Raw genomic sequence first — 12,767 nt, forward strand, 5'->3', positions numbered from 1 at the left:
CCCAAAGCCTTTTTTTTAAATGAATAAGGGCTTTATCCAAATTGAGGGGCAAATATTTTTATTATTTGTAATATTCTTTCCTGGAATTATTCGCGCAAAATCGCGAGAGCAAACAAGGGGCTGTTTTTCAGTTATTTAATTGGATAAATTTATTCCTGTCAAACAAAACCAAATTGCATTTTAGATGAAAGGCTTGACAGGCATTCTCATCTTGCTCTGGATTACCACCCTATTATTTTCTCAACCTTCTGGAATCTCATCGTCCTATGAACCGGGAGTTCATGAGTTTATGTATGTTGATCAGGAACCAGAGCCCCTCAATCTGTCTGAAATACAAAGTAAAATTCCGTATCCTGCCAAGGCACTGTGGAGTCATACAGGCGGTAAAATGTATTTTCGTGTGTTGGTAAATGAAGATGGGTCCTATGAAAAGCATAAAATCACCCGGTTGATTGATCCTTTGCTGATGGAAGCGGCGGATCCATATATCAGAAAATTGCGGTTTACCCCTGCCCGAATAGGTAATAGAACGGTGAAATATTGGGTCAATTTGTCCATTGTATTTAATCCCCGCGGGGTCAACGAAAATATTCAGGAACTGAAACACCCGATGCTGTTTCAACAGACGCTTGCGCATAAAATGCTGAGTAATAACCGGAAAGGCAATAAGTATTTGGAAAAGGGTATCGCCTGTATGGATGAGAAAAAATATACCGAAGCATTGGCCGCTTTTTCCCGGGGCCTCCGCTATACGCCCCGAAAAAAGAAGAGCTATTCTTTATTGGTATTTAATCACTTTTACCGCGGACAGGCGTATGGGAAAATGGGGGACTGGAAACATGCCCATGAAGATTTTACAGAGGCTGTTGGTTATCTGAATACAACCGGAAAAGTACCTGAAGACCTTCAAAAAATCGGACCGGCAGTTTTTCTCAACCGCGCATTAGCATCGATAAATATGGGTGAGGAGGTTCATGCCATGAATGATTTTTATTGGGTGACTCGTATGTACCCTGCAGATTTGTGGGAACAGACGGATGTTTTTGCCGAATATCATTTGGCAAAAGCTGACCTGAAGGTATGTAATGGTGCGCTTAACCGGATGCGGACCATTGATCCTGACGATCAATTGTTAAAAATTCAGTCGGAGAATTTGTCAATGTATCTTGATGAACCATTTACACAAGGTGTACGGGTGTCCGACGCGCCGCCTGTGCCGATATTTTCAGGCAGAACTCAAGATGCATGGACACAGATAAAAATTCAAAACTTTGAGTCTGCTTTTGCCACCGTTTCCGAAATTATAGAGGAAGATCCTCACAATGCAGAGGCCTATCTGGTAAAGGGGTTGGCGATGGTAGCGATAGGGGCCGACCATGAGGCCTGTCAGGAGCTCGATCAGGCATTGGTATATGGTCTGTCAGAAGATAAACAGCAACGGGTTTTGTCGCTGATGCAAAGAATTTGTCATTAGTATTTTTGCGATTTTGTGGAATGTGAGGGCCTGGTACCTGGTACCAGGTCTTTTCATTTTGGTAAAATTATCCTGTAATATTGCAGCATAAAATTCTTGCCCGATGAAAATATCACATTCCCTGATTGTCATTTTGTTGTTTTTGGCTGTCGCCTGCCAACCCTCGTCAGATTCTGACCAGTCATTAAATGAAAAGGCGAAGGAACTGGCCCATCGTTTTATCATGGCCGATGGCCATGTGGATTTGCCCTACCGGCTGAAAGTGAAAAATTTCCGACTGGAAAAAGAATACCTCGACATGGCCATCAATGAAAAAGGAGACTTTGATTTTGCCCGCGCCAGGGAAGGCGGTTTAGATGCGCCCTTCATGTCGATTTATATTCCCTCTGAAAACCAACTTACCGCAGGAAAATCGAAATCCCTTGCCGACAGTCTTATCGATATGGTTATCGGTATTTCCCAACAATACCCCGACAAGTTTGCCCTGGCTAATACGGCTGAAGAGGTGGAGGCCAACTTTAAAAAAGGGTTGATTTCGCTTCCTATGGGGATGGAAAATGGCGCCCCCGTGGAAAATGATACCGCCAATGTTGCATATTTTTACCAAAGAGGGATTCGCTACATTACCCTTACACATGGCAAAGACAATCAAATCTGCGATTCGTCTTATGATACCACACGTACATGGAACGGACTCAGCCCCTTTGGTGAAGCGGTAGTCAGAAATATGAATCGAGCCGGAATTATGGTGGATATATCGCATGTTTCAGACAGTACTTTTTATGATGTGATGGCCATTACAAAAGTTCCGGTCATCGCGTCTCATTCTTCGTGCCGGCATTTTACCCCAGGTTTTCAGCGAAATATGAACGACGATATGATACGCCTGCTGGCACAAAACGGTGGGGTAATCATGATCAATTTTGGCTCCACTTTTTTGGATGAAAAAATAAGACTACAATGGGATGAAGTCGCGGACCACTTGCGCGCCTGGGCCATTGAAAACAACCTGACCAGTCAGGATTCTGCCTATAAAGCCTATTCAAAGTCGTATCGCGAGAAAATCGGAAAACAATATTCCAGCGTATCAGTTGTAGCAGATCATATAGAGCATGTAGCTAAACTGGTGGGGGTAGATCACGTGGGATTTGGTTCTGACTTTGATGGAGTAGGGGATAGCCTGCCGGTAGGATTGAAAGATGTTTCCGATTATCCCAATCTGATTGAGGAATTGTTGAAAAGAGGATTTTCAGATGAGGATATTGAGAAAATATGTTTTGGGAATCTGGCTCGTGTTTGGCGCGAAGTAGAAAGATTCGCAAAACATTAGTTTTTTAATTTATAATGAGTAAGTATTTTTGTATAAATAATCAAATCATATCTTATAATGGCTCAAGTTAAAACAACCTACCTTCCTTATAAAGTAAAAGACATTACCCTTGCTGACTGGGGAAGAAAAGAAATTATGCTGGCTGAAGCTGAAATGCCAGGCCTTATGGCATTGCGTGCTGAATACGGTGCGAAAAAGCCATTGAAAGGTGCCCGCATTGCCGGATGCCTTCACATGACCATTCAGACTGCTGTACTTATTGAAACGCTGATCGAACTGGGTGCGGAAGTTACCTGGTCCTCCTGTAATATTTTTTCAACACAAGATCATGCTGCTGCGGCAATCGCTGCTGCTGGTATTCAGGTGTATGCATGGAAAGGCATGAATGAGGAAGAATTTGACTGGTGTATTGAGCAAACCCTGTTTTTTGGCGAAGACCAGAAGCCGTTGAATATGATTCTCGACGATGGTGGAGACCTGACCAATATGGTACTCGACCGTTACCCTGAATTAATTAAAGACATTCGCGGACTTAGTGAAGAAACGACTACCGGCGTTCACCGTCTGTATGAAAGAATGAAAAATGGTACGCTGCCTATGCCTGCGATCAATGTTAATGACTCTGTAACTAAATCTAAATTTGACAACAAATATGGTTGCAAAGAGTCTCTCGTAGATGCGATTCGCCGCGCTACGGATGTGATGATTGCAGGAAAAGTTGCAGTTGTTGCGGGTTATGGGGATGTGGGCAAAGGTTCTGTAGCTTCGCTCCGCGGTGCAGGTGCACGGGTGATTGTTACTGAAATTGACCCGATCTGTGCGCTTCAGGCTGCCATGGATGGCTATGAAGTAAAAAGAATGATTGATGCTATTCCAGAAGCAGACATTATTGTAACTGCTACCGGCAATTGCGATATCATTTCTGAAGCACATTTCCGCCTTGCGAAAGACAAAGCCATCATCTGTAATATCGGCCACTTCGACAATGAAATTGACATGGCATGGTTGAACAAAAACTATGGTCAAACCAAAAATGTCATCAAACCGCAGGTGGATCTCTACACCATTGAAGGAAAAGATGTCATCATCCTCGCGGAAGGTCGTCTGGTTAACCTCGGTTGTGCTACCGGACACCCCTCTTTCGTAATGTCCAACTCTTTCACCAACCAGACACTGGCGCAGCTGGAACTTTGGACAAATGGTGATCAGTACGAAAATCAGGTATACACCCTTCCTAAACATCTCGACGAGAAAGTAGCCCGCCTTCACCTCGCCAAAATCGGCGTAGTGCTCGACGAACTCAATGACAAGCAGGCCAGCTATATTGGTGTCGACAAGCAGGGACCTTACAAAGCGGATTATTACCGTTACTAGTCTATTTTTGCCGAAAGGCGATCGAAAATACAAAAGCCATTCCGCGAGGAGTGGCTTTTTTTATTCTTCTACCAATCTTTTCTCTGAGTGTTTTTGCAACAGCCTGATTAACAATAAACTCACCATTGAAAACTTTGCTTCGACCAGATTGATTAGGTGGTCGTTTCTGTCAAATAGAAATTAACCACGAATCCTACCTTAGGTATCTTCGACACGAATAACCCCGAAAATCAGCGCAAAAACCATTCGTGCAAATTCGCGTCATTCGTGGCTATTTATGATTTGGCTTGATAAAGTCAGCCACGAATCCCACGAATGACCACGAAAATTAGCGCAAAAACCATTCGTGTAAATTCGCGTCATTTGTGGCTTATCCGCTTTGGGCAAATCGCCGATTAAAAATATTGAAAGACTATTCTTTGTTTTCCCAGGAAGGAACCACAAGGGGCACAAAGGCAACCACAAGGGACACAAAGAAAACATCCACCTTAGTGCCCTTCGTGAATCCCTCGTGTTCCTTGTGGTTAAAATTATGTTAACCAGAAATTTTCAACCTGGGATATTATGATTTTTGTACCTGCATTTCCTGTAACACTTCACGCCAGGGCCGAGCCGTTAGTTTTCCATCTAAAAAAGCCTGTTTTCTCGACCGGTATTCGGCTTTGAAAGTTTCGGGAATTTCTGCAATTGAATCTTCCGGATCAAAATCGTTTAGCAGGATTAACGCCAGATGAAATCGCTCACTAGCAGTAAGTCGTGTGTATATGTTATTGAGAATGGTTTGCTGGTTGTCGGACATATCCAGATATAAGATCAGTTGTATGATCTCTAAGGTACGAATTTTTTGGGAATATTCGAGTTGAAAATACTTCTGTACTACTCGTGGCTGACTTCATCAGGCCCAATCTTTAAATAACCACGAATCCTACCTGAGGTATCTTCGACACGAATAACCACGAAAATCAGCGCAAAAACCATTCGCGTAAATTCGTGCCATTCGTGGCTTATCCTCTTTGAGCAAATCGTCGATTAAAAATCTTGAAAGACTATTCTTTGTTTTGCCAGGAAGGAACCACAAGGGGCACAAAGGCAATCACAAGGGGCACAAAGAACGACTCACCTTAGTGCCCTTCGAGGTTGACCCAACGTTAGCTCGGTTAAATTCGGTCCTTTAAGGACAACGGCGGCAAAAACCGCTCCCCGTACAGCCGGGCAAAAGCCTCACATTCCGCGACAAATTTTCCCACTCCTACATATTCTATATAAGACAAGACGCCCCCTGTATAGGGCGGGAAACCCCAGCCCAGCAGCGAACCCACATCCCCATCCTCTGCTGAGCGCAATACGCCTTCGTCCAGACATTTGACCGCTTCCAGTGCCTGTATATGTAGCAACCGCTTTTTAATCGTCTCGTAGTCGGGAATGTCTTTTCTTTCCGGAAAATGTTCTTTCAACCCGGGCCAAAGATGTTTTTTGCCATTGGCGGGGTATTCGTAAAATCCTTTCCCCTGTCTTTTTCCGGCTCTGCCAAACTCGTCCACCATTTTGTCAACTACCAAAGCTCCCGGACGGGTATCCTTTATTCCCAAATCTGCTTCGGTTTGCTTCCTGATTTTTTGTGCAAGGCCCAGATTTACTTCGTCAGATACGGCAAGCGCTCCAACAGGCAGACCCACATCCTTAGAAGCATTTTCGATCATTGCGGCGGGAATGCCTTCGGTCAGCATGCCGATACCTTCCATTGTAAAAGTACTGAATACGCGCGATGTAAAAAATCCCCGGCTATCGTTGACAACGATCGGGGTTTTCCTGATTTTCAGCACATAGTCAATCGCACCTGCAAGGGCGTATTCAGATGTATTTTCCCCAACAATAATCTCCACCAGCGGCATTTTATCTACCGGAGAGAAGAAGTGAAGGCCGATAAAATTTTGGGGTCGGATCGATGATTCTGCCAGTCCAGTGATGGGAATGGTGGAGGTATTGGAGGCAAATATGGCAGTTTCTGCCAGCACCTGTTCTGATTCGGAGGTAACAGCAGCTTTGAGCTCCCGGTTTTCAAATACAGCCTCAATGACCAGATCACAGCGCGCCACATCTTGCGGATTTGCTGTCGGGTGGATCAAATCCAGCAATTTTTTCCCTTTTTCTGCGGTGGTTTTTCCGCGGGAAATGTCTTTCTGAATCAATCCTTCACTGTAGGTTTTCCCTTTGATCGCCACCTCTTCCGAGACATCTTTCAGCACAACTTCCATTCCCGCTTTGGCCGTTACATAGGCGATTCCTGCGCCCATCAGTCCTGCGCCGAGGATCCCCACTTTTTTTACTTCGAATGGCGGAACGTTTTTCGGTCTGGCAACTCCCTTATTGGCTTTGTTGATGGCAAAAAAGCCTGTTTTGATGATGTTTCGCGCCTCCGGCGAAAACAATACTTTTACAAAATAGCGAGCCTCAACAGTCGTGCCCCTGTCTATAGGCAGCAGCAGACCTTCAAAAATAGCACTCATGGCATATTGGGCTCCGGGATAATTGCCGCGGGTTTCCTGTCTGAGAAGGCCTGCGCCTGCGCTAAATGTCTGCACTCCATGAGGAGTAAGCACATCCCCGCCCGGAACCTTAAACCGCTTCTCATCCCAGGGCTGGACATGGGAGCCATTTTCTTTTATATATTTTTTGCCCGCTTCCAGCAATTCTTCCGGAGAGGAAACGATGGCATGGATCAGCCCGTCTTTTAAGGCTTGTTCAGCCGGCACAGTCAATCCCTGCAGAATATATCGCAGAGACTTTTCTATGCCAATCAGCCGGGGCAATCGCTGTGTACCGCCGCTGCCGGGAAGGAGGCCGAGTTTGACTTCGGGAAGGCCGACCCTTAATGCCGGATCATAAACCGCTACGCGGTGATGACATGCCAGCGGAATTTCAAATCCGCCGCCCAATGCGCTGCCGTTGAGGCAGGCGACAAAGGGTTTGCCCCCTGTCTCCATTTTTCGCAATACAGCATTAAATTCCAGCAAACCCCGGAAAATTTCTTCCCGGTCCGTCATGGTCAGCATGGCTTTGAGGTCGCCTCCGGCCATAAACTCTTTGCGGGAAGAGGTGATAATCGCTCCTTTTATCTTCAGATCTTCGACAGTGAGCGTAACAGCTTCCCCAATTGCCCGGAGCGATTCGGGATTCATGACATTGGCGGGGAGGTTTTTCATGTTCAGTGTGATGACGGCGATGCCATCCTTATCGGACTGAACTTCCAGTATATCGTTGGTAATAGATAACATCAGATTCTTTCGATAATAGTTGCGATGCCCATTCCTCCGCCCACACACAAAGTGGCCAGCCCCAGTGTTTTGTCCTGCCTTTCCAGTTCGTCGAGGAGGGTTCCGAGAATGATACTGCCGGTAGCACCGAGAGGATGCCCCATGGCGATCGAACCACCATTGACATTGATTTTGTCTTCAGACACGTCCATATCTTCCATAAAACGCATGACTACGGCGGCAAAAGCCTCATTTACTTCAAAGAGATCAATATCATTTTTTGAGAGACCAGCGCGTTTGAGCGCTTTGCGGGAGGCAGGTGCGGGGCCCACGAGCATGATGGTAGGTTCAGTGCCCACTACAGCAAAAGCGCGGATTTTTGCCCTTGGAGTAAGTCCAAGGTTTTGACCGGCTGCTTTGCTACCGATCAGCATGACCCCCGCGCCATCGACGATGGCGGAGGAGTTTCCCGCATGGTGTACGTGGTTGATCGTTTCGACCTGAGGGTATTTCTGAATGGCGACGGAGTCAAAACCCGCCATCTGGCCCATCATCTCAAATGAAGGGGTGAGATTTGCCAGCCCTTCCATGGATGTGTCCGGACGAATATTTTCGTCGCGGTCGAGGATGGTAAATCCGTTGATATCGAGAACCGGAACAACCGATCGGTTGAATTTCCCCCCCTGCCATGCGGCAGCGGCTTTTTGATGTGAACGCATGCCAAAGGCATCGACATCTGTGCGGGAAAAGTTATGCAGTGTGGCGATCAGGTCGGCGGATATGCCCTGAGGGACAAAATACTGCGGAATGGCGATCTTGGGATCCATAAAAATAGAACCGCCATCGGAGCCCATTTTTGCTCTGGACATGGATTCGACACCACCAGCTATCATTAAATCCACCTGTCCGGACATGATATAGGCCGCTGCCTGGTTGATGGCTTCCAGTCCGGAAGCACAAAACCGGTTGAGGGTTACTGCGGCTACGGTGTCGGAGTAACCCGCCTGTTGCGCAGCGGTTTTGGCGATGTTGGCGCCTTGTTCGGCGATTTGGGTTACACAGCCGAGAATGACATCTTCTACCTGGGTAGTGTCCAGATCATTTCTTTGTTTAAGTGCCTGGAGCAGGGTTACTACCAGATCTACAGGTGATACTTCGGCGAGCGAACCTTTAAAATTGCCTTTCCCCCTTGGGGTTCTGACTGCATCAAAAATATAAGCTTCTGTCATGGGGCGGGTGGTATTTATTTCAGACTGAAATTAAGGAAAATATTTGAATTTCTGAATTTTCCTGTACGAAGTTGGGGTATTATTCCTTTTTTTCCACGTAGGACTTGAGTCTGTTTACCTGTCCCGCCAGCACCTGATCAACTGGGGCAGCCAGACTTTGCACACCGCCGGGCATATAACCTGAAACCACGTAGTTCATGGTCAGTTGGGTATTTTCGCCTTTGGGTTCCAGACTAAAGGTCATGCTGCCATACAGTCCCATTCCCTGTAGGGGTCCCATTCCACCGAGCAGAATCAGCGTCTTTCCCGGATTTGCATGCCCTACCGTCATATGCAGTACACTTCCTCCGTTGGGGAGTTGTTCGCAAAAACATCCATTGGCCCGCGGCTCCATATAAAAATTGCTGGCATCGCCGCTGTAGCTATGGGCAGGATCCCACCAATGGTCCACATCCCGGACTAACGCTTCATACACGGCCATGGGAGATGCTTTGATTTCGACGATGGTTCTGACTGTAAACCCATTCGAAGCAGAATCCACTACACTTGAAAAAGCCGTGGTCGCAAACAGAACGGGAAGAAAAATCAGTAAGTTTTTCATTGGAGTAGTTGGTTATTTTCGCACATAGTTAGGGTCATATTCCGGATTGGGGTCCATCATTTCTGCATGAACTGACTGTCGCCAGGATTCGAGCTTATCGGTAAGCTGCCGGGCGATCTCCGGCAATTCAGCGGAAAGGTCGTGTTTTTCACCGGGGTCAGCTTCCAGGTCGTAGAGTTCTATATGCATGTCTTCGTAATCCTGAATGAGTTTATATTTGCCCTGTCTTACCGCCCCACCGGGAAATCCTCCCTGGTTGGCATAGTGTGGGTAGTGCCAGAAAATGGCCTCCCGATCGGGTTTTCCTGTCTGGTTTAGCAGCGGAACAAGACTTTCCCCATCTGGGTGAAGATTGGGGTCCAGCGGAATTCCGGCCATTTGTAGCATCGTTGGGTAAAAATCTGTGCTGGTTACAGGTTCTGCTGAAGCGCTTCCCCCTATGGTTACGCCCGGCCATTTGATGATCATCGGTTCGCGGATGCCGCCTTCATACAGCCAGCCTTTTCCTGCACGTAGCGGGAGGTTGGATGTGGGAGAACCTTCAGCAGTTGCCAGTCCTCCATTGTCGGACATGAGGATAACGATCGTGTTTTTGTCGAGGCCCCGTTCTTTCAGTTTATCCATTACCCTGCCGATATTATAATCGAGGGTTTCGACCATACCCGCATATTTGGCATTATCGTGCACCAGTCGGGTTTTGTAATTGCCTTCCGGCGCTTTTTCCATCCAGGGCTCGTCAATCATACGTTGTTCGTCAGAATATCCGGCAAGTGCCTTTTTCTGCTCGTATTTTTGCTCCAGCGAGTCCCACGTTTGAAGCGGATTGTGGACCGTGTAAAAAGAAAGGTAGAGGAGAAACGGTTGTTCGCCTGTCGTTTCCAGAAAATCAATCGACTCATTAGCCAGCCTGTCGGTCAGATTTTCCCCATCGGGGCCATTGTCGAGGCGGGGGTTTTTGTAAGGTGAAAAATAACCACCGGGAGGAGAACCTTTGTCGTGTCCGCCCTTATTGATATCAAATCCCTGATTTTCAGGCCAGAAACCTTCGCCTCCGAGATGCCATTTACCTGTAAAGAAAGTCTTGTATCCAGCCTCTTTGAGTGCTTCGGCAATAGTTTTTTCTTCCAGCGGAAGTTCGAGCCGGAAGGGGCGGGCGATGTTGCGGTTGGCAGCTTCGATGGGGCGGTAAGATTGTCTGCCAGGAATCCAGTCCGTGACGCCGGTGCGAGCGGGATATTTGCCCGTCATGATACTGGCGCGGGTAGGGGAGCATACCGGACATGCCGCATAGGCATTGGTAAAACGCATACCTTCAGCTGCCAGACGGTCGATATTGGGCGTTTCGTAAAAAGAACTCCCAAAACAAGCCGCGTCAGTCCAACCCCAGTCATCGACGAGGAAAAAAACGAAATTGGGTTTGGGCGGAGGCGTTTTTTCGCAGGACAAAAGGGAAAGCAGGCAGATTGCCGCTGTAAAGAGAATTTGAATTCGGTGAAGGATAGCCATAGGAAAATGTTGGGGTGAATAACAAATCGGAATTATTAATTAAGAGTTTTTGCGTGTACTATGCGAAACTTTGCGATTCCTCTTCGAAAATCTGCGTTTTAAGTGTATTTGTTTGTCTTTGACAAGGGAAAATAGGGTTCACGCAGCGTTCCGCAAAGTACACACAGCGTTTCGCAAAGTATTTTTGCCGACGTTTGGGTAATTTCCTGTCTTTGCTGTTCCTTCATTCGAAAAATCCCTTTATCCCAATTACTTTACAACTCCGTAACAAATTACAAATCAAAGATACCTCAGGTACAAGGAATGGTAAATTACAAAATACGGGTTTAAATTGGGCGGTTTAATTCACCATAATCCTGGACATTATGCCTCTTTTTCTTCTGATTTTTCTCACATTTTTTGGCGGGAAACCCGAAGATTCCCGGCAAATAGCCATTACCATTGACGATCTTCCCTTTGTAGGGGGCGGAAATGACTATGAAATTGCCCTTACCGGTACGCAAAAAATCCTCGGGCATCTTCAATCTGCAGATGTTCCTGCTATTGGTTTTGTCAACGAAATCAAGCTGGAAAAAAATGGAGAAGTGGAAAAAAGACGGGTTGATCTTCTGCAAATGTGGCTGGATGCGGGGATGGACCTCGGCAACCATGCATGGTCTCACATGGACTATCACAACAATGATTTTGAGGCTTTTTCCCACGACATTCTGAAGGGAGAAAGAGTTACCCGTCCGTTGGTAAATAAAGCCGGTCGCAAGTTTCGTTATTTCCGGCACCCCTATCTACATACCGGCGATTCGCCTGAAAAGCAGGCCGCTTTGAAGACGTTCCTGAAAAAAAATAAGTATATAGAAGCACCTGTTACGGTTGACAACTCTGAGTGGATTTATGCACAGGCGTATGGAAATGCTGTAAAAAGCAATGATACACAGATGATGGATTCTATTGGCCGTTCTTATGTAAAATATATGGAGGACAAACTAGCCTGGTATGAACAACAATCGGAGAAACTATTTGGCTACGAGATCCGCCAGGTTTTGCTCATTCACGCCAACCTGATCAATGCCGACTATCTCGATGATCTTATCCTTATGATGAAAATCCGCAACTATAAAATTGTCACGCTGAATGAAGCGTTGAAAGACCCATGTTACAAAACCGAGAGTACCTTCACGGGTCGTGGCGGAATCAGCTGGCTTGACCGGTGGGCACTTACCAAAGGATATAAAGGAGATTTTTTTAAAGGAGAGCCTACCTGCCCCGAATTTGTACAGGACGTGGCGGGGATTCGGGAGTAGTACAGATAAAACCTGACAGAGCTTTACTTTTTTCTTCCTACCCAGACAAAATCATACGGTTTCCAGAAATGGCGGTCTTCATTTGACTTTCCAGGGAAAATAATCTTTTCCTCAAAACCATGATCTCTGAGGTTTTGTATTTCCTCTGGCTTCAGTTCATCCATTTTCTCAAAATAGTGATTGCCGGCGTAAAACAATGACCAGTTCCATTCAGTAGATTTAAAAGTTCTGGCATCGAATTTTTTTACCGGAAAATCCCTTTTTACCTCACAGGATTCAAAATAATTGTTGCGCTGTTGGCCGACTTCATCCACCCTTGTACATACCAGTTCGGATTCGATGGTATTGTTTTCAAACAGCCATAGTTGAAGGTCGAAAGGATATGATGCGTGGCTGAAAGCTATTTGCCATTGATCATACATCAGCGAGAATCGATCGAGAATCAGTTTGAAATACCAGGCAGGAGGATTGCGCTTTTGGAGCCGGAACCAAGGATCAATCCATATTTTGACATAGGCATCAGTACGGTTTTCCGGTCCCGGGAGGTCAGGGGTTTTGTATTTTTCCAACCATTGATCGAGTTGGCGGACCCGGCGTTTCCATCCGCGGATTTTGGGGGAGTGATTCACGTATAATTATTGGCTATCCGTAAAATATTGGTTATTTTTCTAAATTAGAAAAAATTGCTAACACCTTTACAC

10 protein-coding genes are annotated in these 12,767 nt (G+C 46.2%); 4 read left to right on the forward strand and 6 right to left on the reverse strand.

What is annotated here, in order from left to right; translation table 11 throughout:
- The first annotated feature begins 184 nt into the window (after nucleotides 1–184).
- The 3 genes from R3D00_13540 to ahcY all read left to right on the forward strand — a co-directional run bounded on the left by R3D00_13540 (nucleotide 185) and on the right by ahcY (nucleotide 4,178).
- The gene (locus R3D00_13540; protein ID MEZ4774201.1) at nucleotides 185–1,474 is read left to right on the forward strand and encodes an energy transducer TonB; all 1,290 of its coding nucleotides are present in this window, start codon (nucleotides 185–187) and stop codon (nucleotides 1,472–1,474) included.
- Between the two features lie 103 nt (nucleotides 1,475–1,577).
- A complete protein-coding gene (locus R3D00_13545) occupies nucleotides 1,578–2,804 on the forward strand; it encodes a dipeptidase (GenBank protein ID MEZ4774202.1) in 1,227 nt (408 codons plus the stop codon).
- Between the two features lie 57 nt (nucleotides 2,805–2,861).
- Nucleotides 2,862–4,178, forward strand: coding sequence for an adenosylhomocysteinase (gene ahcY, locus R3D00_13550; protein MEZ4774203.1), 1,317 nt, complete (start codon nucleotides 2,862–2,864; stop codon nucleotides 4,176–4,178).
- Between the two features lie 562 nt (nucleotides 4,179–4,740).
- On the opposite strand, the gene R3D00_13555 is transcribed toward ahcY, so the two are convergent.
- From R3D00_13555 to R3D00_13575, 5 genes are all read right to left on the reverse strand, one after another.
- Complete coding sequence (locus R3D00_13555) at nucleotides 4,741–4,977, reverse strand: addiction module protein (protein ID MEZ4774204.1); 237 nt, start codon at nucleotides 4,975–4,977, stop codon at nucleotides 4,741–4,743.
- Between the two features lie 358 nt (nucleotides 4,978–5,335).
- Nucleotides 5,336–7,453 (reverse strand): 3-hydroxyacyl-CoA dehydrogenase NAD-binding domain-containing protein, encoded by a 2,118-nt coding sequence (locus R3D00_13560; protein ID MEZ4774205.1) that lies wholly within the window; start codon nucleotides 7,451–7,453, stop codon nucleotides 5,336–5,338.
- On the reverse strand, nucleotides 7,453–8,661 hold the full coding sequence (locus R3D00_13565) for an acetyl-CoA C-acetyltransferase (protein ID MEZ4774206.1): 1,209 nt from the start codon (nucleotides 8,659–8,661) through the stop codon (nucleotides 7,453–7,455). Before R3D00_13565 ends, R3D00_13560 begins: the two co-directional genes overlap by 1 nt.
- A gap of 79 nt (nucleotides 8,662–8,740) precedes the next feature.
- Nucleotides 8,741–9,262 carry an SRPBCC domain-containing protein gene (locus R3D00_13570; GenBank protein MEZ4774207.1) on the reverse strand — a complete coding sequence of 174 codons (522 nt, stop codon included), beginning with the start codon at nucleotides 9,260–9,262 and terminating at the stop codon, nucleotides 8,741–8,743.
- A gap of 12 nt (nucleotides 9,263–9,274) precedes the next feature.
- Complete coding sequence (locus R3D00_13575; GenBank protein MEZ4774208.1) at nucleotides 9,275–10,768, reverse strand: sulfatase; 1,494 nt, start codon at nucleotides 10,766–10,768, stop codon at nucleotides 9,275–9,277.
- Nucleotides 10,769–11,133: 365 nt separating this feature from the next.
- Here R3D00_13575 and R3D00_13580 point away from each other — a divergent pair, with 365 nt between their 5' ends.
- Complete coding sequence (locus R3D00_13580; protein ID MEZ4774209.1) at nucleotides 11,134–12,066, forward strand: polysaccharide deacetylase family protein; 933 nt, start codon at nucleotides 11,134–11,136, stop codon at nucleotides 12,064–12,066.
- A gap of 23 nt (nucleotides 12,067–12,089) precedes the next feature.
- Here R3D00_13580 and R3D00_13585 read toward each other — a convergent pair whose 3' ends face one another.
- The gene (locus tag R3D00_13585; GenBank protein MEZ4774210.1) at nucleotides 12,090–12,695 is read right to left on the reverse strand and encodes a hypothetical protein; all 606 of its coding nucleotides are present in this window, start codon (nucleotides 12,693–12,695) and stop codon (nucleotides 12,090–12,092) included.
- Nucleotides 12,696–12,767: the final 72 nt, after the last annotated feature.

The sequence above is a fragment of the Bacteroidia bacterium genome (genome assembly GCA_041391665.1).
Lineage (GTDB): Bacteria > Bacteroidota > Bacteroidia > J057 > J057 > JAGQVA01.

Excerpts from the sequence above, each read along its gene's own strand:
- ahcY (MEZ4774203.1), top strand. The coding sequence starts at position 2,862 with ATGGCTCAAGTTAAAACAACCTACCTTCCTTATAAAGTAAAAGACATT.
- R3D00_13575 (MEZ4774208.1), bottom strand. The coding sequence starts at position 10,768 with ATGGCTATCCTTCACCGAATTCAAATTCTCTTTACAGCGGCAATCTGC.
- R3D00_13540 (MEZ4774201.1), top strand. The coding sequence starts at position 185 with ATGAAAGGCTTGACAGGCATTCTCATCTTGCTCTGGATTACCACCCTA.
- R3D00_13555 (MEZ4774204.1), bottom strand. The coding sequence starts at position 4,977 with ATGTCCGACAACCAGCAAACCATTCTCAATAACATATACACACGACTT.
- R3D00_13570 (MEZ4774207.1), bottom strand. The coding sequence starts at position 9,262 with ATGAAAAACTTACTGATTTTTCTTCCCGTTCTGTTTGCGACCACGGCT.
- R3D00_13580 (MEZ4774209.1), top strand. The coding sequence starts at position 11,134 with ATGCCTCTTTTTCTTCTGATTTTTCTCACATTTTTTGGCGGGAAACCC.
- R3D00_13545 (MEZ4774202.1), top strand. The coding sequence starts at position 1,578 with ATGAAAATATCACATTCCCTGATTGTCATTTTGTTGTTTTTGGCTGTC.
- R3D00_13560 (MEZ4774205.1), bottom strand. The coding sequence starts at position 7,453 with ATGTTATCTATTACCAACGATATACTGGAAGTTCAGTCCGATAAGGAT.
- R3D00_13565 (MEZ4774206.1), bottom strand. The coding sequence starts at position 8,661 with ATGACAGAAGCTTATATTTTTGATGCAGTCAGAACCCCAAGGGGGAAA.